The sequence below is a fragment of the Microbacterium sp. H1-D42 genome (assembly GCF_022637555.1).
Classification (GTDB): domain Bacteria; phylum Actinomycetota; class Actinomycetes; order Actinomycetales; family Microbacteriaceae; genus Microbacterium.
The window spans coordinates 32384-54398 of sequence record NZ_CP093342.1 but is presented as its reverse complement, the minus strand read 5'-3'; the positions used below and the strand labels follow the sequence as shown (position 1 = coordinate 54398).

The 22015-nt window shown below is 67.4% G+C and carries 17 protein-coding genes; 6 read left to right on the top strand and 11 right to left on the bottom strand.

Annotated elements, in window-relative coordinates:
- Positions 1-15 precede the first annotated feature (15 nt).
- The 4 genes from MNR00_RS00265 to MNR00_RS00250 form a co-directional block, all read right to left on the bottom strand.
- Complete coding sequence (locus tag MNR00_RS00265) at positions 16-408, bottom strand: DUF779 domain-containing protein (RefSeq protein ID WP_241927173.1); 393 nt, start codon at positions 406-408, stop codon at positions 16-18.
- On the bottom strand, positions 408-1958 hold the full coding sequence (locus MNR00_RS00260) for an aldehyde dehydrogenase family protein (protein ID WP_241927172.1): 1551 nt from the start codon (positions 1956-1958) through the stop codon (positions 408-410). Before MNR00_RS00260 ends, MNR00_RS00265 begins: the two co-directional genes overlap by 1 nt.
- Positions 1959-2088: 130 nt before the next feature.
- Positions 2089-3486, bottom strand: a complete 1398-nt coding sequence (locus MNR00_RS00255) for a helix-turn-helix domain-containing protein (RefSeq protein ID WP_241927171.1) — start codon at positions 3484-3486, stop codon at positions 2089-2091.
- 39 nt (positions 3487-3525) lie between these two features.
- On the bottom strand, positions 3526-4983 hold the full coding sequence (locus MNR00_RS00250; RefSeq protein ID WP_241927170.1) for a CCA tRNA nucleotidyltransferase: 1458 nt from the start codon (positions 4981-4983) through the stop codon (positions 3526-3528).
- A gap of 197 nt (positions 4984-5180) precedes the next feature.
- Between MNR00_RS00250 and MNR00_RS00245 the strand changes: the two genes are divergently transcribed.
- On the top strand, positions 5181-7751 hold the full coding sequence (locus MNR00_RS00245; protein WP_241927169.1) for an FN3 domain-containing metallophosphoesterase family protein: 2571 nt from the start codon (positions 5181-5183) through the stop codon (positions 7749-7751).
- A gap of 148 nt (positions 7752-7899) precedes the next feature.
- Positions 7900-9657 (top strand): alkaline phosphatase family protein, encoded by a 1758-nt coding sequence (locus tag MNR00_RS00240; RefSeq protein ID WP_241927168.1) that lies wholly within the window; start codon positions 7900-7902, stop codon positions 9655-9657.
- Between the two features lie 22 nt (positions 9658-9679).
- Here MNR00_RS00240 and MNR00_RS00235 read toward each other — a convergent pair whose 3' ends face one another.
- From MNR00_RS00235 to MNR00_RS00225, 3 genes are read right to left on the bottom strand one after another with little or no spacing between them, the layout of a single operon-like run.
- Positions 9680-10213, bottom strand: coding sequence for a hypothetical protein (locus MNR00_RS00235; protein ID WP_241927167.1), 534 nt, complete (start codon positions 10211-10213; stop codon positions 9680-9682).
- 21 nt (positions 10214-10234) lie between these two features.
- Positions 10235-11293 carry an LLM class flavin-dependent oxidoreductase gene (locus tag MNR00_RS00230; protein ID WP_241927166.1) on the bottom strand — a complete coding sequence of 353 codons (1059 nt, stop codon included), beginning with the start codon at positions 11291-11293 and terminating at the stop codon, positions 10235-10237.
- Positions 11294-11340: 47 nt separating this feature from the next.
- Positions 11341-12876 carry a methyltransferase gene (locus MNR00_RS00225; RefSeq protein WP_241927165.1) on the bottom strand — a complete coding sequence of 512 codons (1536 nt, stop codon included), beginning with the start codon at positions 12874-12876 and terminating at the stop codon, positions 11341-11343.
- 89 nt (positions 12877-12965) lie between these two features.
- Between MNR00_RS00225 and MNR00_RS00220 the strand changes: the two genes are divergently transcribed.
- From MNR00_RS00220 to trxA, 4 genes are all read left to right on the top strand, one after another.
- Positions 12966-15086, top strand: a complete 2121-nt coding sequence (locus MNR00_RS00220) for a DUF6049 family protein (RefSeq protein ID WP_241927164.1) — start codon at positions 12966-12968, stop codon at positions 15084-15086.
- Complete coding sequence (gene murJ, locus MNR00_RS00215) at positions 15079-16698, top strand: murein biosynthesis integral membrane protein MurJ (RefSeq protein ID WP_241927163.1); 1620 nt, start codon at positions 15079-15081, stop codon at positions 16696-16698. The genes MNR00_RS00220 and murJ overlap by 8 nt, the downstream gene beginning before the upstream one ends.
- Positions 16699-16794: 96 nt before the next feature.
- On the top strand, positions 16795-17769 hold the full coding sequence (trxB, locus tag MNR00_RS00210; RefSeq protein WP_241927162.1) for a thioredoxin-disulfide reductase: 975 nt from the start codon (positions 16795-16797) through the stop codon (positions 17767-17769).
- Between the two features lie 66 nt (positions 17770-17835).
- Positions 17836-18159: a thioredoxin gene (gene trxA, locus MNR00_RS00205; RefSeq protein ID WP_241927161.1), complete on the top strand. Its 324-nt coding sequence runs from the start codon at positions 17836-17838 to the stop codon at positions 18157-18159.
- 109 nt (positions 18160-18268) lie between these two features.
- Here trxA and MNR00_RS00200 read toward each other — a convergent pair whose 3' ends face one another.
- The 4 genes from MNR00_RS00200 to MNR00_RS00185 all read right to left on the bottom strand — a co-directional run bounded on the left by MNR00_RS00200 (position 18269) and on the right by MNR00_RS00185 (position 21952).
- Positions 18269-18559 (bottom strand): tryptophan synthase subunit alpha, encoded by a 291-nt coding sequence (locus tag MNR00_RS00200; RefSeq protein ID WP_241927160.1) that lies wholly within the window; start codon positions 18557-18559, stop codon positions 18269-18271.
- 9 nt (positions 18560-18568) lie between these two features.
- Entirely contained in the window at positions 18569-19996 is a 1428-nt protein-coding gene (locus MNR00_RS00195) for a sugar porter family MFS transporter (RefSeq protein ID WP_241927159.1), read from the bottom strand.
- An 88-nt stretch (positions 19997-20084) separates the two neighbouring features.
- The gene (locus MNR00_RS00190; protein WP_241928885.1) at positions 20085-21071 is read right to left on the bottom strand and encodes a ParB/RepB/Spo0J family partition protein; all 987 of its coding nucleotides are present in this window, start codon (positions 21069-21071) and stop codon (positions 20085-20087) included.
- The gene (locus MNR00_RS00185; RefSeq protein ID WP_241927158.1) at positions 21071-21952 is read right to left on the bottom strand and encodes a ParA family protein; all 882 of its coding nucleotides are present in this window, start codon (positions 21950-21952) and stop codon (positions 21071-21073) included. The genes MNR00_RS00190 and MNR00_RS00185 overlap by 1 nt, the downstream gene beginning before the upstream one ends.
- Positions 21953-22015: the final 63 nt, after the last annotated feature.

Below are 22015 nucleotides of genomic sequence, written 5' to 3'. Positions count from 1 at the left end.
CTTCCCGGGGAGTCCTCAGGCCGACGGAGCGAGGTCGAAGTACTCCAGTTCGGCGTCATTCAGCATCCGGGATCTGGTCAGGAACCGCATCCCGGTCGGGCCCTCCACGCTGAACCCCGCCCCACGTCCCTCGACGACGTCGACGGTGAGATGGGTGTACTTCCAGTACTCGAACTGCGATGCCGACATGAACATCTCCACGTCGGCGTCGAGCCCGACGTCCAGGTCGCCGAGTTTCACATCGCCGGGGCCAGTGATGAACATGCCGATCGGATAGCACATCGGCGATGAGCCGTCGCAGCATCCGCCGGACTGATGGAACATCAGCGGCCCGTGCTGCGCGGTCAGCTGCCGCAGCAGAGCCGCCGCGTCCTGCGACACGGCGACCCTGGAAAGCTGCTCGGACATCAGAAGAAGCCCATCGGGCCCTCTGCGTACGACACCAGCAGGTTCTTGGTCTGCTGGTAGTGATCGAGCATCATGCGGTGGTTCTCGCGGCCGATGCCGGACTGCTTGTACCCGCCGAACGCGGCGTGCGCCGGGTACTGGTGGTACGTGTTCGTCCACACCCGGCCGGCCTGGATCGCGCGCCCCGCGCGGTACGCAGTGTCGCCGCTGCGACTCCACACACCAGCACCGAGGCCGTAGAGGGTGTCGTTGGCGATGCCGATCGCATCGTCGAAGTCGTTGAAGCTCGTGACCGACAGCACCGGTCCGAAGATCTCCTCCTGGAAGATGCGCATGTCGTTCGTGCCCTCGAAGACCGTCGGGGCGACGTAGAACCCGCCGCTGAGGTCACCGCCGAGGTCGACCCGCTCGCCGCCCGTGAGCAGTCGTGCACCACCCTGCTTGCCGATGTCGATGTAGCTGAGGATCTTCTCGAGCTGGTCGTTCGAGGCCTGCGCGCCGATCATCGTGGTCCGATCGAGTGGGTTGCCCTGGATGATCTTGCCGACGCGCTCCAGTCCGTCCGAGACGAAGCCGTCGTAGATGGATGCCTGGATGAGCGCCCGCGAGGGGCAGGTGCACACCTCGCCCTGGTTCAGAGCGAACATCGTGAAGCCCTCCAGCGCCTTGTCGTAGTACGGGTCGCTGGTCGAGCGGGCGACGTCCTCGAAGAACACGTTCGGCGACTTGCCTCCGAGCTCGAGGGTGACCGGGATGAGGTTCTGCGAGGCGTACTGCATGATCAGCCGGCCCGTGGTCGTCTCGCCGGTGAACGCGACCTTGCGGATCCGCTTGTGCTGTGCGAGCGGGGCGCCCGCCTCGATGCCGAAGCCGTTCACGATGTTGACGACGCCGGCCGGCAGCAGGTCGCCGATGATCTCGAACAGGAAGAGGATGGATGCCGGGGTCTGCTCGGCCGGCTTCATCACGATGCAGTTGCCTGCGGCCAGCGCGGGGGCGAGCTTCCAGACGGCCATGAGGATCGGGAAGTTCCACGGGATGATCTGACCGACCACACCCAGCGGCTCGTGGAAGTGGTACGCGACGGTGTTCTCGTCGAGCTGGCTGATGCCGCCCTCCTGGGCGCGCAGGACGCCGGCGAAGTAGCGGAAGTGATCGATCGCGAGCGGGATGTCGGCGGCAAGGGTCTCGCGGACGGGCTTGCCGTTCTCCCAGGTCTCGGCGACGGCGATCTGCTCGAGGTGCTGCTCCATGCGGTCGGCGATCTTGTTGAGCACGACCGCGCGCTCGGCGGGGCTGGTCCTGCCCCAGCCGGCGAACGCCTGCCAGGCGACGTCGACGGCGCGATCGATGTCCTCTGCCGTGCCGCGGGCGATCTCCGTGAACGGCTTGCCGTTGACGGGGCTGATGTTCTCGAAGTACTGACCCTTCACGGGTTCGACGAACTCGCCGCCGATGTAGTGGCCGTAGCGGGGGCGATAACTGGCGATGGCGCCTGATGTTCCAGGGGCCGCGTAGGCGGTCGACACGGTCTCTTCGACGATGGTCATTGAGTCTCCTTCGACAGTGGCGGCGTCGGTGCCGTCCGATCTCGTCGAAGGTACGTCGCGCAACGTTGCACGACCGTGCGTCACGTTGCATCGGGTTGCGAGGGCGGCGCAGACGGACCGCGTCTCGGAGTCAATCCCGGTCGAGCTTCTCGATCCGGCTCACCAGACCCGCCCGGCGCGGCGAGCGCGCGGGCAGCATCTCCAGGCAGAGACGCAGCACCTCAGCATCCGACGCCCCCTCTGGGATCTCGACGTACGCGAGCAGCACTTCGACACTCGCCTCGGTGAGCATCGTCTCGCGCAGGATGCCCCGCAGGCTCTCACGCACCTCGACGACGCCAGGGGCATCCGAATCGGGCAGCACCGGGCCCCGGTATGCCGACAGCGCGACGCGGTGCGCGCCGCGATCGAGCAGCGAGAGCACGTTCTGCGCGTCGGTCTCGAGCGGAACCTGCAGGCGGTACGGCCTCGACTGCGGCACCAGGTCGGGCGAGATGCGCTCGAGCACCTTGCGCAGCCGCACCATCTCCGGCCGCAGCGTGTCCGGCGTGGAGCCCTCGCCGTAGACGAGCTCAGCCAGCCGATCGGCCGACAGTCCCTGACGGTGGGTGGCGAGCATCAGCAGGATCTCGGCGTGCCGGGCGCTGAGCTCGATGATCGACTCGGCGTCGACACCGGCGACGTCGAGTCGCGCGCGGTCGCGACCCAGCACCTGCAGCTGCGCCCGGCGCGGGGTGTCCCGCATCGGGCGACGAGTGGATGCCGGCGGCCGGGCGCTCTCGGCTCTGGGCGTCTCGGCTCTGGCTCTCAGCCGCGCGATCATCAGCTCGGATTCGACGGCGCGGGCGGTGGCATCCACCAGCATCCGCGCCTGCGGCGTGACCGCCTCGTCACCGCCGGTGACATCGATCACCCCGAGGATGCGCCGGGTCTCGGGGTCGAAGACCGGAGCCGCCGTGCACGACCACGGCTGCACCAGGCGGTTGTAGTGCTCGGCATGGTGGATCTGCACGGATTCGCCGAGTGCCAGAGCGGTGCCGGGGGCGGACGTGCCGATCGCGGCCTCCGACCAGTTCGCGCCCTCGACGAACCCCATCTCGCCCGACAGCATCCGCTGCTGCAGGTCGCCCTCGACCCACAGCAGTCGGCCGGCGTGGTCGCCGATCGCGACCACCACGCCGGAGTCCTCCGGCGAGCCCGGCAGCAGCAGGGTGCGGATCAGCTCGATCGCGCCGGAGAGCGGATGCCCGGAGCGGTACGCGTCGAGTGCCTCCGGCGTGAACTCCAGCGGCGGCAGTCCCTCGGCGCCGATGCGGTCCTGCCAGGCGCGCTGCCACGACGCGCGGATCATCGGCCGCACCTGCTCGAGGCGGCGATCGTCGAGATTGCCGGCGACCAGCTCTTCGTGCGCGCGCTCGACGATCAGGCGCGACACCTCCGGTGAGGCGTCGCGCGTCGATGACCATTGCGATGGCCTGCGACTGCTGTCGACCACACGACTCCGATCAGCACTGACGGGTTCGATCACGTGTTGAGTGTTGATCAAGTGTAGGTCCGATGGCGGGCCTCAGGCGCGGGCGGCCCACCAGTCCCGGAGGCGCTGCGCGGCAGCATCCGATCCGATCACACCCTCGTCGAGCCGGATGTCCAACAGGTACCGGTACGCCTCGCCGACCTCACGGCCGGGCGCGATGCCGAGGATCTGCTGGATCTCGTTGCCGTCGAGCTCTGGTCGGATGCTGTCGAGCTCCTCCTGCTCGCGCAGCTCGACGATGCGGTGCTCGATGTCGTCGTAGGCGCCGGCCAGACGGGCGGCCTTGCGCTTGTTGCGCGTGGTGACATCGGCGCGCACCAGGATGTGCAGGCGCTCGACCATGTCACCGGCGTCGCGCACGTAGCGGCGCACCGCGCTGTCGGTCCAGGCGCCCTCGGCGTATCCGAAGAAGCGCAGGTGCAGCTCGATGAGCTTGGCGACGGCATCCGTCGTGTCACCGTCGAAGCGCAGGGCCTGCAGGCGCTTGCGCGCCATGCGCGAGCCGACCACGTCGTGATGGTGGAAGGTGACGCCTCCGCCGGCCTCGAGCTTGCGGGTACGGGGCTTGCCGATGTCGTGCAGCAGCGCAGCGATGCGCAGGGCGACGTCGGGCTCGGCGCCGGGATTGCGCTGCTTCTCGAGCGCGATCGCCTGGCGGACCACAGTGAGCGAGTGCTCGTAGACGTCCTTGTGGTGGTGGTGCTCGTCGACCTCCAGCCGCAGCGCGCTGACCTCTGGCAGGAACTCCTCGATCAGACCGCTGTCGACGAGCACGCGGATGCCGCGGATCGGGTCGTCCGTCTGCATGAGCCGCACGATCTCGCCCTGGATGCGCTCTGGGCTGACGATCTTGAGCGTCCCGCGCAGGCGCTCGATGGCGGCGAAGGTGCCCTCTTCGACGGCGAAGTCGAGCTGGGCACTGAACCGCGCAGCGCGCAGCATCCGCAGCGGATCGTCGCCGAAGCTGACGTCGGGGTCGATCGGGGTGCGCAGGATGCCCGCGACGAGATCCTCGACGCCGCCGGTGGGGTCGACGAGCTTCGGCCCCTGTGCTGATGGTGGCGCCACCTGCAGCGCCATCGCGTTGACGGTGAAGTCGCGGCGCTGCAGGTCGCCGTCGATGCTGTCGCCGAACTCGACGACCGGCTTGCGGGTCCTGCCGTCATAGCTGTCGGCACGATAGGTCGTGATCTCCACCTGCTCGGGCGGACCATCGGGGTTCTGCATGCGCGCGCCGATGGTGCCGAAGGCGCGGCCGATGTCCCACTGGGTGGTCGAGATCGGCTTGACGATCCGCAGGATGTCATCCGGTCGCGCGTTCGTGGTGAAGTCGAGGTCGTGAGTGGGGCGACCCAGCAGGGCGTCGCGCACCGGGCCGCCGACGACGGCGAGCTCGAACCCGGCGTCGGCGAACGCGGTCGCGAGGCTCGCGACGACGGGGTGCGCGGCGAGCGCGCCGAGTCGGGACAGGCCCTCGGCCATATTGAGCATGGGTTCCAGATTACCGGGCGGGTGCCTGATCCCCGGTCGAGCGATCACGGGCATCCACCGCACCCCACCGATCGCGCGTCCAGCGCCGGACATTCACGGAACCGTCGCCACTTCGTCATCGACGCGTCACCTGCTGCCGATTGGGTTGATGCGTGTGCGCTCGGCACGCGCTCCCCCACCCGAAGAAAAGGATCGACATGCATTCTCGACCCGTCACACGACACGTCCGGCCGGTGGCTGCCGCGGCGCTCGTCGCGCTGATCGGCGGCACCCTCATCGCCCCGGCCGCGGCATCCGCCGCACCCTCCCCAGACGTGCCGACGGCACCCGTGCTCACCAGCGACAGCACCTGGCACTACCTGGACGACAACGCCGACCCCGCACGCGGCGACGCGAACCTGCGGGTCTGGACGACGCCGAGCTATGACGACAGCGCCTGGAAGAGCGCACAGGGCGCCTTCGGCGCGAAGAACGGCGCACTCGGCAAGGTCGGGCCGCACCAGCCGCGCTCGCTGCTGAACCACTACATCGGCGACACGAAGACGACGGTTCCGACCTACTTCTTCCGCACCGACTTCACGCTCGAGGCCGGCGTGGCCGACCAGGTGGCATCGCTCGCCGGCACCGTCACCTACGACGACGCGCTCGTCGTCTGGGTCAACGGCACGAAGGTCGCCAGCTACGTCGACGGACGCATCACCGAGACGACGAACCTCGAGTACGCCGGCGACAGCAACGGCGACCCGCTCACCAGCACCTTCGCCGCCAAGGGAGACCTGCTGAAGGACGGCGAGAACACCATCGCCGTGGCGCTGTATCAGGACCGCTCGACGAGCTCGGACATCTACTTCGACCTGTCGGAGCTGAAGCTCGTCTCGGCGAACGCCGAGCCCGTCGCCGCCCCACCGACCCGGGTCATCCTCACCCCGACCACCACGCCCGAGACCTCGCAGTCGTTCTCATGGCTGGCGGGCGACGCCTCGCACACCACCGGTCAGGTGCAGATCGCGCCGGTATCCGGCGGCACGGTCCGCACGGTCGACGCGGGCTCGGTCGGCGTCGTGAACGGCAACCCGCTGCAGCACTTCTCGGCGACCGTCGATGGCCTCACCCCGGCATCCGACTACCGCTACCGCGTCGGGTTCGAGGGCAGCTGGAGCGACTGGCACGAGTTCCGCACCGCCGACCCGAAGGCCACCGACTTCCAGTTCGTCTACTACGGCGACGCGCAGATCGGTCTCGACACCACGTGGCCGTCGGTCGTCAAGCAGGCCGAGGCCAACGCACCCCGCTCGATCGGCTCGGTGCACGCCGGTGACCTCATCAACACCGGTTCGAACGAGACGGAGTGGCTGAACTGGTTCAAGGGCATGCAGAACTCCGCCGCGACCACGAACGTCATGGCGGCCCCGGGCAACCACGAGTACTCCGGTGACAAGATGCTCACCGCGTGGAAGGCGAACTTCGAGTACCCGCACAACAATCCCTCGACCGGCACGGTCGGCGAACTGGCCAATCTCGCTCAGGGCGACACCGACGTGGCGCGACAGTACAAGGCGTACTTCGAGCACTGGAGTGAGTTCGCGAAGGAGACGGCGTACTACACCGACTACCAGAACGTGCGCTTCATCACGCTGAACGCGACGCGCGACACCACCTTCCTGACGCCGACCGGACTGCCCGAGTGCACGATCGACGCCTGCCCGAAGAACGATGTATCGCGTCTGTGGACGCGCTTCCAGGCGGCGTGGCTCGACCACATCCTCAGCGACAGCCCGTCGAAGTGGAACGTCGTCACCTTCCACCAGCCGGTGTACTCCACCTCGGCCGGCCGTGATGAGCCCATCCTGCGCGACGAGTGGGTTCCGGTGTTCGAGCGCAACGACATCGACCTGGTCATGATGGGCCACGACCACACCTACGCCCGCGGGTACAAGAACACCACGGCGACCGAGACGCCCGGTCTCACCACCGGACCGGTCTACATGGTGTCGAACTCCGGCGCCAAGCACTACAACCTCGAGACGCCCGAGCGCAACGTCTGGACCAACAACGGCGCCACGCAGGTGATGCGCGGCGAGCGCGTCACCACGTACCAGGTGATCGACGTGTCGAAGGACCAGCTGGTCTACCGGTCATACATCGCCGAGAAGGTCGCCGGTGCCAGCACCGACAAGAACGTCGGCGACGTGTACGACGAGTTCACCGTCACCAAGTACGACGACGGCGAGAAGTGGGTGACCGAGGCCGGTATGACTCCGCCCGCGCAGCAGGTGCCGGCGTCACTGACGCTGCAGGCGCCGACCGTCACCGCCGGCGACGCCGTGTCGCTGTCGGGTGCGGGTTTCGCCGCCGGCGAGAAGGTGCTCTTCGAGCTGCGCTCGGAGCCAGTGTCGGTGGGTGAGGCGACGGCGGATGCTGACGGAGCTCTGCAGGCGTCCATCACCATCCCGGCCTCGACCCCTGCGGGCGTGCACACGCTCGTCGCGATCCGCGAGAACGGCGACGAGGTCGCTGCGCCCGTGACCGTCGCCGCGGCGGAAGTGCCAGGCGGTGGCGGCACCGGGGAGACCCCCGGCGGTGGCGACTCGGACGGCGATGCCGGTGACGCGGGTGCCGAAGACAGCGACGCACTCGAGGGCAGCCTCGCGACGACCGGTGCCGACAGCATGCCGTACCTCGCAGCGGCCGGCGTGCTGCTGCTGGTCGGACTCGCGCTGGTGGCGGTTCGCCGTCGCCGCGCGCGCGAAGAGGTCGACGCGTCCTGACGCGCAGTGACAGGAGGTCGTCGATCGAGGTTCCGGTCGGCGCCCTCTTTCGTGTGTGCCGGCGGGCATTTCTTCCGCCGAGAGGAGGGTATCGGTGGACGCGCGCCGCGCTCCACGCCCTGAGCCAACGAGCACATATGCTCCTGTCATGGAATCCGAAGCCGAATCCGAATCCGGTCAGAACGATCATTCAGAATCGGACACCTCCCGCCGCAATTTCCTTCGCATCGGCGGGGCGGCCCTCGCCGGAGCCGCCGTCGGCGGGGTCGGCGGGGCGGCCATCGCGGCATCCATCGCACAGCGCGACGAGCGGTTCGAGACCGATCCGGAATATGCCGCGCTCAATCCGCGACACGAACCCGGCTTCGACCACATCGTCGTGCTGATGGGCGAGAACCGCTCATTCGACAATCTGCTCGGCTACCTGTACTCCAAGAACGACCTGCCGGCGGACGCCGAGTTCGAAGGACTCGCGTTCGGCGATCACGCCAACACCGCCCCCGACGGCACCCGCATCCCGGCACACGTGTACGACGGGCCGACCGACCGGATCATGGGCTTCCCCGACCCGGATCCGGGCGAGGAGTACCCCCACGTGAACACCCAGCTGTTCGGCACGGTCGATCCTCCGCACAACGCCGATGTCTCCGCGTCCGAGATGAAGGCGCCGTTCAACGCGCCCGCGGCTGGGGCGAAGGCGACGATGGACGGCTTCGTCACGGACTACGAGACCCATGTCAGGCAGCTCGGCGGCGGCAAGAAGCCGTCGACCGCAGAGGTCAAGCACATCATGGGCTCGTTCTCGCCCGAGATGCTGCCCGTTCTGTCGACCCTGGCGCGCGAGTTCGCGGTGTTCGACCACTGGTACTCCGGCGTGCCGTCGCAGACGTTCTGCAACAGATCGTTCTTCCATGCCTCCACTTCGCACGGATTCGTCACCAATCACTTCAGCGGCGGCTACGAGAAGTGGCTGGATGCCGAGCCGTCACCGACGATCTTCAACCGGCTGGAAGACGCCGGAATCCCGTGGCGCGTCTACTTCGACAAGCTGCAGCTGGTCTCGTTCACGGGATTCCTGCATGCGCCGGTGCTGCGGAAGTACTGGAAGACCAAGCGGTTCGGCACCATGGAGGACTTCTACGCCGACGCGAAGAAGGGCACGCTGCCGGCGTACGCGTTCATCGAGCCGCGCATGATCTACAACCACAACGACTTCCACCCGCCGTTCGGCCACCTGCGCGAGAGCACGGTCGACGGCACGACCTTCATCGACAGTGCGGAATCCGACGTCAGGGCCGGAGAAGTGCTCGTGCACGACGTGTACTCGGCGATCCGCAAGAGCGGATCGGCGAAGGGATCGAACGCGATCAACACCCTGCTGCTGATCACCTTCGACGAGCACGGCGGCTGCTACGACCACGTACCGCCGCCCAAGGCCGTGCCGCCGGACAAGTCAGGACCGGGAGAGATGGGGTTCACCTTCGATCGCCTCGGATGCCGGGTTCCCGCCATCGCCGTGTCGGCCTACACCGCCAAGAACACGATCATCCACGACGAGATGCACCACGGTTCGGTGATCGCCACCCTGAATCGACTGCATGGCTTGAAGCCCCTCACCGCACGCGATGCAGGAGCGAACAATCTGCTGTCTGTGGTGAACCTGACCAAACCGCGACACCCTGGGGACTGGCCGGACACGACCGCGTCGTTCACTCCCCCCAACCCCGAGGCGACGCCGGGGCATCCCGCGCACGCCAACAAGGACAAGCCGCTGACGCCACCCGCGGAGGGCATCCTCGGTCTGCTGCTCGCCAAGTCGGGGCTGCCTCGCGACCGCATGCCGAAGACCTTCGGCGAGGCCTACGAGTTGCTCGAGTCCGAGGCCAAGGGGCTGTTCGGGATCTAGCGGCATCAGACCCGGCTCCCGTTCAGACGTATCGCTCGAGGGCTGCCAGGCGCGCACCAGGATCGCCGGTGATCTCGATCACCTCGAGTTCAGGCGGCACGACCTCGGGATCATCGAGGAGATCCAGCAGCACATCATTCATCGCGCGGCGCAGCTCGAGGTGCTCATCGTCGCCGAGCGGGATCAAGTCGCTGGCGCTCAACGGCAGAACGACCAGCAGGTCCACGCTTCGCAGAGACTGGGCGGTCACCGCCGTTGCCTGCTCAATGAAGCCCACGGCCAGGTCGCCCCCCGTGATCTCGGCGAGCGCGAGCAGATAGGCGAGGAAGTCGAGGGGGCCGCGCTCGGCGATGAGATCGCGCACGTCCTCCTCGGCGAGTCGGTCTGCCGCCAGTGCGAGCTGCGCGGCGAACAGCGCGGCTGACGGCTGATCTGACCGCTCATCGGTGGAATCGAACGGGTCGCCCAGAACCGCGAACTGCGGGTGCCGAAATGCGAAGTCCGAGATCAGCGTGCTCTTGCCGCTGGCGTGGGTGCCCGATACGACGATCCGCATGCCGCGAGTGTAGTCCCGCGGCTACGCGACGGCGTCTCCCTGCACCGGCCCTTCCGTGTTCGGCTTCCACCCCAGCGCCGGCGCCACGTGCTTCGCGAACGACTCCAGCACGTGCAGGTTGTAGGCGGGGCCGAGCTGGTTCGGGATCGTCAGCATCAGCGTGTCGGCGGCCATCACGGCCTCGTCGGCCTTGAGCTGCTCGATGAGCGCATCCGGCTCTGCCGCGTACGTCTTGCCGAACGTCGAGCGCATCCCGTCGATGATGCCGATCTGGTCGCCGCTCTCGGCGCTGCGCAGCCCGAAGTAGCCACGGTCCTGGTCGTTCATCAGCGGGAACACGCTGCGGCTCACCGAGACGCGGGGCGAGCCGGTGTGGCCAGCCTGCTTGTACGCGGCGCGGAACCGGTCGATCTGCTCACGCTGCAGTTCGTGGAACGGCTGCCCGGTGGCCTCGGTCACCAGAGTCGAGCTCATCAGGTTGAGACCCTTGCGACCGGTGTCCTCAGCACTCGCGTGGGTCGCCGATCCCCACCAGATGTGGTCACGCAATGTGGGTGACTGCGGCTCGATCGCCAGATACCGACCGGCGCCGACCATGCGAGGGTCGCCGGGAGCGAGGCGCTCACCTTCGACTGCGCGCAGGAACAGGTCGAACTTCTCGCGGGCGAGCACACTGCCGCGCTCTTTGTCTTCGCTGTCGAAGTAGCCGAACGTCTCATAGCCGCGCAGTGCGGTCTCGGGCGAACCGCGGCTGACGCCGAGGGCCACTCGCCCGTCGGCGATGAGATCGAGCGTGGCGGCCTCTTCGGCGAGCTGCAGTGGGTTCTCGTACCGCAGGTCGATGACGCCGGTGCCGACCTCGATGCGCTTCGTGCGGGCGGCCATCGCCGTCAGCAACGGCATCGGCGATGCCGCCTGCCGTGCCCAGTGGTGCACGCGCACATACGCGCCGTTGACGCCGATCTCATCAGCGCCCTCGGCGATCTCGATGGTCTGCTTGAGCATGTCGCCCGCCGTGCGGGTCACCGACCCTGGCACGTCGGCGTAGTGGCCGAATGAGAGGAAACCGAAAGCCTTCATGATTTATCCAAACGAATAGATATCGGATGCTATTCCCGGCGTCCTCGTCACGCGTCTTCGGCGGGGATGAGCAGGCCGTCGAGCACGAGCTCGCGGATGCGGGGCTCGAGGTCGGCCCACAGGTCGGCCAGCGGCACGTCGAACAGATCAGCCAGGGCAGCGGCGATCTGCGCGACGGTCAGCTCGCCGTCGCACGCGCCGACGAATCCGGCCAGGGCCGAGTCGACGCCGATGGTGCGGCCGAACCCGCCGCCCTGACGCAGTTCGATCACGCTGGGGTCGTCGTTGCCTGGCATGTAGTGGCGCGCCTCGGTCACATCGGGGGCGACGACGAGTCGCTGGGGGATGCCATCCGCGAGAACATCATGGGCGGCGAGGCCGGCTGCCAGGGCGCGGCCGAGGGAGTGCACGGGCTGTGTGACGGTCTCGAAGCGGCGCAGCACCGGTCCCGCAACCGCTGGCCGGCGCAGCAGGATGTACCCGAATCCGACGGCGGTCACTGCTCTGGCCTCGAAATCGTCGAGCCAGGCGGTCAGCAGGCGGGTGAACTCGGCGTCGCGGGGCAGCGTGCCGCCATCGCGGATCCACAGCTCGGCGTATGCGAGCGGCGTCAGCTCTTCGCGCTGGATCACCCAGGCATCCACCTCGTCCTCCACCCACGAGCGCACCCGGTCCAGCCCTGACAGCGCACCTCCCCAGGACCGCGTGATCGACTCCCAGTTGCCGAGCAGCTGTGCGATGCCGCCTGGCGCCAGATGGGTCGGCACTGCGCGCAGGAACCGCTCGACGAGCGCGTCGCCGACCATCCCCCCATCGCGGTACTCGTACTCGGGCACGCCGGTCGCGCGCGGAGTGATCACGAACGGCGGGTTGGAGACGATGAGGTCGAACGACTCCCCCGCAACAGGGTCGAACAGGCTCCCGAGTCGGAACGAGATGTTTCGCACCCCGTTGAGCTGTGCGTTCAGCTCGGCGAATGCCAGCGCCCGTTCCGAGATGTCGGTGGCGACCACGACGCCCGCGTGCCGCGCGATGAGCAGCGCCTGGATCCCGCACCCGGTGCCCAGATCCAGCGCTCGCTCGACCGGCTCCTGGATCACCAGCTCGGCCAGAGTGCGCGAGGCACCGCCCACGCCGAGCACGTGATCGGCCGGCAGTGAGGTGCCCAGTGCGATCTCATCGAGGTCGCTGGCGATCCACCATTCGCCTACACCGTCAGCATCCACGAACGACTGCGGGCGGATCAGCGCCTGCGGCGCCACGCGCGCACCCGGCACGACCGCGAGGCCGAGCGCGACCAGGCCGTCGACGCCGACCCGCGGCAGTGCGGCCTGCACGTCCTGCACAGGCTGGGGCATCCCGAGCACGAACAGCCGTCCCAGTGTCGAGAGCGCATCCTCGCGCACACCCAGGGCACGCAGGATCGGCTCGCGCAGTCCACGCGCGAGCGCGTCGTCGGCCTCCTCCCCCCACAGCCGCCTGAGCGCATCGGAGCGGAAGTCGGCGGCATCCAGATCGGCGGCGAGAGCCCGCGCGTGGATGAGATCGGGGAGAGGGCGCGAGTGGTCCGGCACGGCCGTCACTCTACGCGCCTTCAGGCATTCACACGCCGCGCCACCTAGAATCAGGGGCGTCGCCCTCGCCACTCCCCCGGCGTCGTCGACTCCTGACCATGACCTCGACGCACCCCCGCGAAGCCTCACGCCCGCGCGCGCGCCGGCTGCTGAGCCGCCTCGCCGCGGTGGTCGTCGTCGGCTCGCTCGCCCTGGGTGGTGCGTCCGCAGCGTCCGCCGATGAGAATTCGGATGCCCCTGAGCCGGGCGACACCACCGTCGAGCTCTTCGTCTCGACCGGTTCCGGCACGGCGATCGAGCCCGGCGGGCCGCTGGTGAGCACCGTCACGCTCGAGAACGGCGCCGACACGGATCTCAGCGCCGGCACCGTGACCGTGCAGGTGAGCCGCAGCCCTCTCGCCGACAGTGCCGCGCTGAACTCCTGGCTGGGCGACGGCGTCGTGTCCGACACCTTCCACACGGTCGCCTCCGAGCCGACCCCCGTGGTCGACGATGGTGCCAAGGCCGCGGTGAATGTGGTCGTGGATGCCGTCGATCTGGGTGACCTCAGCCCCGGTGTCTATCCGGTGAAGGCACGACTGTCGGGCGCGAGCACGACCGGCCCCGACGGTGAGACCGTGCCCTGGGACCTCACATCCACGACCGTACTCGTGGTGTCGGCGCCCGGCGAGCACACTTCTGCTGTGCTCGTTCCGATCACCGCGACCCCTGAGAACGGCTCGCTGCTGACTGCGGATGAACTCGCGACGCTCACCGCCGGCGGCGGCGCGCTGGCCGGCCTCCTTGACGCCGTCACCGGTACGACGGCGATCCTCGCGGTCGACCCCGCGATCCCTGCCGCGATCCGGATGCTGGGTGCGCGGGCTCCTGAGACGGCGAAAGCCTGGCTGACCGAACTCGAGAGGCTGCCGAACGACGTCTTCGCACTGCAGTTCGGCGATGCGGATGCCACCGTGCAGGCTGCCGCCGGTCTGACGTCCCTGCTCGCGACCCCTGACCTTGCGCCGCTGATCCAGCCGGAGGACTTCCCCTCCGCCGCTGATCCCACCCCGACCCCGGACAGCACGCCGTCCGCCGATCCCGAGCCGACGTTGCCCGACAACAGCGAGCTCACGGCGATTCTCGGCGCGCACTCCGGCGTCCTGTGGCCGCGGCCAGAGGTCACCGAGCAGAACCTCTCGTCTTTCGCGACGTACCTCGGCGACACCGTCACGACCATCCTGCCCTCCACGTCATTCACTGGCGCCGCTGCCGCTCACAGCACCACGAACGGCCATGATGTGCTGGTCGTCGATGCGGCAGCATCCGCCCGGTTGTCCGCCGCGGTCGAACTCGACGACCCGGCCGCCGCTGATCGGGAGCTCACCGCGGCCGCTGGTCATCAGTTCTTCGCGTCGCAGCGTTCGACCACGACGATCCTGGGGCTGGATCGCTCCGAGACCCGCTCACCCGCCGCTGTCCGGGCGGCGCTGAGCGCGTTCGCCTCGCCGGCATCCTCACTCGCTCAGCTGAGATCCGTGAAGGCGACATCGGCTGAGCTGACGTCAGTAGGGACGAATCCGCGCGTCGACTCCCTGAATCGGCTGCTCTCCGACGAGCAGCGCCTGACCGACTTCTCGACCATTCTCGAAGAACCCGCGCTGCTGCTGAACCCCACGCGCGTCCGCGTGCTGCGCACGATCGGCGTCGGGCTTGATGACACCGAGTTCGCCGCCGCGACGACCGCGCAGGCAGAGCGCGTGCAGGAGACTCTCAACGCCGTGGGAATCCAGCAGCCCAAAGCGGTGCAGCTGTTCACCTCGGCAGCTCCCCTGCCGGTGTGGGTGCGCAACGACCTGCCGTGGGACGTGCACGTCTCGCTGTACAGCACGCCTTCGGATGTGCGGCTCGACATCCAGCCCGTCACCCAGGTCACAGCGCAGGCCGCTGGCAGCACCCGCGTGAACATCCCGATCGAGGCGCGCGTGGCCAGCGGCAACGTCGATGTGACGTTCCGCCTGAGCAGCCCCACCGGTGTGCCGATCGGTCAGCCGGCCGTCGCGGATGTGACGCTGCGCGCTGACTGGGAGGCCATCGGGCTCGGCATCCTCGCCGGGCTCATCGGGCTGCTGCTCGTGTTCGGCATCGTGCGCACGGTGCGGCGACGGAAGTCGGATGCTGCTGCGGCTGCTGCTGCTTCGGATGACGCAGCGACCTCAGATCAGGAGCGCGATGAGTAGTCTCGGCCGGGCCAGCGCGATTCTCGGTGCGGGCACATTGATCTCGCGCGTCACCGGGCTCGTCCGCACGATCGTGCTCGTCGCGGCGATCGGCAGCATCGGTCGCCCGGCCGATGCGTTCGCCGTGGCCAATCAGCTGCCGAACAACGTCTTCACGATCATCCAGACCGGCATCCTCACGGCCGTGATCATCCCGCAGATCGTGAAGTCCGCGGCGCACAAGGACGGTGGCCGGGCGTACATCTCGAAGCTGTTCACGCTGGGCACCATGGTGTTCCTCGTCGTCACGGCGCTTGCGATGGCGATCGCGCCGTGGCTGGTCATGCTCTACGGGCCGAAGTTCACACCAGATCAGATGGCACTGGCTATCGCGTTCGCCTACTGGTGCCTGCCGCAGATCTTCTTCTACGGCCTGTACGCGCTGATCGGCGAGACGCTGAACGCCAAGCGGGTGTTCGGGCCGTACACGTGGACCCCGGTCGCGAACAACATCATCTCGATCGCCGGATTCCTGATCTTCATCGCCCTCTTCGGAGGCAACCAGAACGTCGTCGACGTATGGGATCCGACCATGATCGCCGTGCTCGGCGGCACCGCCACGCTCGGGATCGCCCTGCAGGCCGCTCTGCTGCTGTTCGCCTGGCGCCGCACCGGGCTGTCGCTTCGCCCCGACTTCCGCTGGCGCGGGGTGGGTCTCGGCGAGGTCGGCACGCTGGCCGGCTGGACGTTCCTGATGGTCATCGCGGGGCAGATCGCCGGCCTCATCCAGACCAGAGTCGTCACGGATGCATCCGGCGAGCATCCCTCCACCGCACTGATGATGGCTGCGTGGCTGGTGTTCATGCTGCCGTACTCGATCTTCGCGATCTCGATCGGCACCCCGTACTTCACGCAGATCGCCGAGCATGCCGCCGCCGGCCGCCGCGACGAGGTGCGCAGCGACGTCGCCCGGTGCATGCGCTTCGTGTCGCTGTTCGTGGTGGGATCTGGCGTCGCCCTCGCCGTCGCTGCGGTTCCCGCGACTCGCATCTTCACCGAGAGCGCCGCCCAGGCCGTCGAAGCCGCACCCGTGCTGGTCTGCTATCTGGTGGGCCTCGTCCCGCTGTCGCTGCTGTTCATCGTGCAGCGCGCGTTCTACGCCTTCGGTGACACCCGCACACCGTTCCTGTTCACCCTCGTGCAGGTCGCGCTGATCGTCGGCTTCTCGTACCTGGCCGCCGCTGTCGCGCCGCTGAGCCAGCTCGCCGCCGCGGTCGCCCTCGGGCAGTCGCTCGCCGGGCTCGTGCAGACGATCATCGCGATCCTCATCCTGCGTAAGCGCCTCGGCGGCCTCGAGCTGCCGCAGACCCTGCTGTCACTGGGTCGCTTCTTCATCGCGGCGATCCCTGCGGGCCTTGCCGGCTGGGGTGCGTACGTGCTGATGGGCGCCGGCGACGGCTGGACCGCAGGGCAGACCGGCATGACCTTCGTCGACAAGATGCTCGGCGCCGTCGGCACGGGAGTCATCGGGCTGATCGCCGTCGTCGTGTACGCCGTGGTGCTCGTGCTGCTTCGTGCGCCGGAGCTCGCGGGCGCCGGCGCACTGGTCAAGCGCTTCCTGCCCGGCCGCTGAGCCTCAGCATCCGGGAATGTCGCCCGGTTACCATTGGTTGAAGCAGTCGATGCGGTTTCTTCACCAGCATCCGCGCCTGCTGATCAAGGAGAGCACATGCGTCAGGTCATCATCATCGGCTCCGGCCCCGCCGGCTTCAGCGCCGCCATCTACGCGGCGCGCGCCAATCTCAAGCCGCTGCTGATCGCCAGCACCGTCGAGGTCGGCGGCGAGCTGATGAACACCACCGACGTCGAGAACTTCCCCGGATTCCCCGAGGGCATCCTGGGTCCTGACCTGATGGCGAAGCTGCAGGAGCAGGCCGAGAAGTTCGGCACCGAGGTGCTCTACGACGACGTCACCGAACTGCACGTCGACGGCCCGGTGAAGAAGGTCGTCCTCGGCAGTGGTGCCGAGCACGAGGCATCCACCGTCATCTACGCAACCGGGTCCGCGTACCGCAAGCTCGGCATCGCCGGCGAGGAGCGCCTGTCGGGATACGGCGTCTCCTGGTGCGCGACGTGCGACGGCTTCTTCTTCCGCGAGAAGACGATCGCCGTCGTCGGCGGCGGCGACTCGGCGATGGAAGAGGCCACGTTCCTCACCCGCTTCGCGTCGAAGGTGTACGTCATCCACCGCAAGGACAGCCTCCGCGCCTCCAAGATCATGCAGGAGCGCGCGTTCGCGAACGAGAAGATCGAGTTCATCTGGAACAGCGAGGTCGTCGAGGTGCTCGGTGACGACGCGGTGAAGGGCGTGCAGCTGCGCTCCACTGCCGACGGGACGCTGAGCGACCTCGAGCTTGACGGTCTGTTCATCGCGATCGGCAACGACCCCCGCACGCACCTCGTGCACGACAAGCTGCAGCTCACCGACGCCGGCACCATCTGGGTCGACGGACGCTCTTCTCGCACCTCAGTTCCCGGCATCTTCGCCGCCGGCGACGTGATCGACCCGACCTATCGCCAGGCCGCGACCGCGGCCGGCTCTGGGGTCGTCGCAGCCCTGGATGCCGAGCACTTCCTCGCCGATCTCGAGGATGCAGCCACGCACGTGCCGGCGGCCGTCGCCGCCGAGGTCATCGCGAGCTGACACCCGCGGGAACACTTTCCCGTCTTCCGACGTTTCATCGGATGACACCGAACAAGGAGTATTTGTATGACTGCCAAGGCAACCACGCAGGCCACCTGGGATCAGGACGTTCTGCAGGCCGACGGTCCGGTGCTGGTCGACTTCTGGGCTGCATGGTGCGGACCGTGCCGCATGGTCGCGCCGGTGCTCGACGAGATCCAGGCCGAACACCCCGAGAAGATCACGATCCTCAAGCTCAACGTCGACGAGAACCCTGATCTTGCCATGAAGTACCAGATCACCTCGATCCCCGCGATGAAGGTGTTCCACGGCGGAGAGGTCAAGAAGACCATCATCGGCGCCAAGCCGAAGTTCGCCCTCGAGCAGGACCTCGCCGACTTCATCGGCTGAGTCTGCTCAGACCAGGACCCCGGAGGGTTCGAGAGCCCGTCACCTTTAGAGGTGGCGGGCTCTCGCGTTGGTGGATGCTGTCTCTCGCGGCGCCGACATCACGAAGGCCTCAGGCCGCCAGCATCCGCCACACGGTTGGACTCAGCTCGGGGTACTCCAGGGCGATGCTGCGCAGCACCTGGTTGTTCCAGCCCCGGTCGCGGATGTTGCCGCCACGATCCTCGACCACGTCAGCGCGCAGGAACAAGACGACGAGCTCGTCGATCGACGGCAGCTCAGTCATGAAATCCCACGGATCCTCGCCGCTGCGCAGGCGCTCGTGTACGAGCACCGATCGCTCATCGCCGGCTTCAGCGCGCAGCACTTCCAAGCTGGCGCGGCGGGGGAACGACTTGATCACCCGACAAGTTTACGCGGCTCGTCTGCGCACGCGGCGTTCGACGATTACCTCCTCGGTCATCGATTCCAACTCTCGTCCCTTCGTCTCGGCGACCTTGAAGTAGACGAAGAAGAACGACAGCAGCGCGAAGAAGGCGTAGAACCCGTACGCGAACGTCAGGCCTATATCGGCGAACGCCGGGAAGGTCGTCGAGATGAAGAAGTTGGCGATCCACTGGGCCGCGGCGGCGACCGCCAGGGCACCGGCACGAATCGAGTTGGGGAACATCTCACCCAGCAGCACCCACACCAGCGGACCCCAGGTAGCCCCGAAGAACACCACGAACGCGTTGGCCGAGACAAGCGCGACCGTCGACCAAGGTTCGGGCAGTACGACGTCGCCCGCAGCATCCAGCGTTCCGAACGAGAACGCGACCGCCATGAGTCCGAGCGTCACCGTCATGCCGACCGAGCCGACCAGCAGCATGAGACGACGACCGACGCGATCGACCAGCAGGATGGCAATGATCGTCACGACGATGTTCGTGACTGACGTGATGACCGTGATGGTCAGGGCATCCGACTCATCGAATCCGACCGACCGCCACAGCGTCGTGGAGTAGTAGAAGATCACGTTGATACCCACGAACTGCTGGAAGACGCTCAGCAGGATCCCGACCCACACGATGGGCTTCAGTCCGAGGCGATGGCCGCGCAGATCGCGCAGTGACTCCTGGCGTTCGGTGTTGATGGTGCCCGTGATCTCGATGATTTTCGCCTCGACATCGGCTTCGCCAGTGACTTCAGTGAGCACCTCCCCCGCCTTCACGAGGTCGCCGCGGGCCACCAGATAGCGGGGAGATTCCGGCAGTCGAAGCGCCATCAGACCGTACACGGTTGCGGGGATCGCTTCTGCGAGAAACATCCACCGCCAGGCATCCAATCCCCACAGCGGTTCGGCCGCACCGCCCGCGACGTTCGCGAAGAGGGAGTCCGAGAGCAGTGCGACGAAGATTCCGGTGACGATGGCGAGCTGCTGCAGTGATCCGAGCCGGCCCCGGATGCGCGCCGGCGACACCTCGGCGATGTATGCCGGGGCGATTACGGATGCTGCGCCGACGCCGAGCCCGCCGATCATCCGCCAGAAGATGAGGTCGATGACGCCGAACGCCAGACCCGAGCCGATGGCGGAGACGAAGAACAGTACCGCTGCGACGACCATCGTCGGTACCCGACCGAACCGGTTCGCGACCATTCCCGCGAACCACGCCCCAACGGCGCAGCCGATCAGAGCGGACGAGACGGCGAAACCCTTCAGCGCCGTGCCGAGTTCGAAGGCGCTCGACAGGGCATCGACCGCGCCGTTGATCACAGCGGTGTCGAAACCGAACAGGAAACCGCCGAGCGCAGCGGCGATGCTCACGCCGATGACCCGACCTCGGATCGCGTCGGACTTCATTGACTCAACCATCTCGCCCCCCGGTGTGCAGTTGACCGGAGCCTAGCCCGCTCGTTGGCGGAGGGGAAGAGGCGATTTCGTCTGTGGGTCAGCGCGCGCCGTACTGCTCCTCGCCGATCTCGCTGAGGATGCGGTTCAGATCCTGAATGGACGCGAACTCGATCTTGACCTGCCCTTTTCGCGCGCCGAGCGTGATCTGCACGCGGGTGTTCAGGCGGTCTCCGAGCTTGCCGGACACCTCATCGAGGTAGGCCCGTCGCGCACCGGCCTGCGGCTTCGGGCTCTTCCCCGGTGCGGTGGGCATCGTCTTCGCCGCGGCCTCGGTGGCGCGCACCGAGAGGTCTTCGTTCACGACCTTGTCGGCGAGACGCTGCATCTGCTCCGCGTCGTCGACCGAGAGGATTGCGCGGGCGTGCCCAGCGGAGAGCACGCCGGCGGCTACTCGCTGCTGCACGGGCACGGGCAGGCGCAGCAGACGGATCGTGTTGCTGATCTGCGGCCGCGACCGCCCGATACGGGTCGCGAGCTGTTCCTGCGTGATGCCGAAGTCCTCGAGCAGCTGCTGGTAGGCGGATGCCTCTTCGAGCGGGTTCAGCTCGGAGCGGTGCAGGTTCTCGAGCAGTGCGTCTCGGAGCAGATCCTCGTCAGCGGTCTCGCGGACGATCGCCGGGATCGTGTCGAGTCCAGCCTCGCGGGCGGCGCGGGTGCGCCGCTCCCCCATGATCAGCTCGTACTCTCCGCCGGCGTTCTTGCGAACGACGACGGGCTGCAGCACGCCGAACTCGCGGACGCTGTGCACCAGCTCCGAGAGGTGGTCCTCGTCGAAGTGGGTACGGGGCTGCCGCGGGTTGGGGACGATCAGCTTGGGGTCGACCTGGATCAGGCGGATGCCAGGGATCTCGGCCAGAGCCTCATCTGCGGCGGCCGCCGGTGCTTCACGCTGCTCGATCGGCGTCGTGTCGTCCTGCTTGACCTTGACGGCACCAGGGAAGAAGACGTCGACAGGACGCTCCGTCTGATCCGCCGTCGGAATGAGCGCGCCGATTCCTCGACCGAGTCCAGTTCGCTTGGCCATCATGCCCCCTGTTCTTGCGCAGTCTGCTGACCTCGCTGCGCGATCTCCACTGCTGCTTCCCGGTACGCGATGGCGCCGGCCGATGTTCCGTCGTATGAGATGACGGTCTGCCCGAAGCTGGGTGCTTCGGAAACTCGCACGGAACGTGGGATCACTGCGTCGAGAACCTGTTCCGGGAAGTGTGAACGCACCTCGTCGGCGACCTGCTGCGCGAGGCGCGTGCGCGCGTCGTACATCGTGAGCAGGATCGTCGAGAGGGCGAGTTCGGGGTTGAGATGCTTCTGGATCATCTGGATATTGCCGAGCAACTGGCTGAGGCCCTCGAGAGCGTAGTACTCGCACTGGATCGGGATGAGCACCTCGGATGCTGCGGTGAACGCGTTGATCGTCAGCAGCCCGAGCGATGGCGGGCAGTCGATGATGACGACATCTGCGGGATTCTCGCGCAGGTACACCTCGAGCGCACGTCGCAGCCGGAATTCGCGGGCGACCTGCGAGACGAGCTCGATCTCGGCGCCGGCGAGGTGGATCGTGCTCGGTGCGCAGAGCAGGTTCGGTGATTCCGGGCTCACCTGAACAATGTCCCCGAACGGGAGGTCGTTGATGAGCACGTCGTAGATGCTCGCGGTGTCTGCTGTGTGAGTCACGCCCAGTGCGGTGGACGCATTTCCCTGCGGGTCGAGGTCGATCACGAGGACCTTTGCGCCGAGCTCAGCGAGAGCGGATGCCAGGTTCACCGTCGTGGTGGTCTTGCCGACTCCGCCCTTCTGGTTCGACACCGTGAAGATGCGGGTCTCGCCGTCGAATTCGACGTTGACCTTACTGAGGGCCTTGCGGCGGGATGAGAGGTCGGCCAGTTCCCGCGCGAGCGGGGTGTCCATCCCGAAATCGGTGTTCGGCGATGCGCTGTCGGATGGTTTCACGTGAAACATCGACTCCTTTCG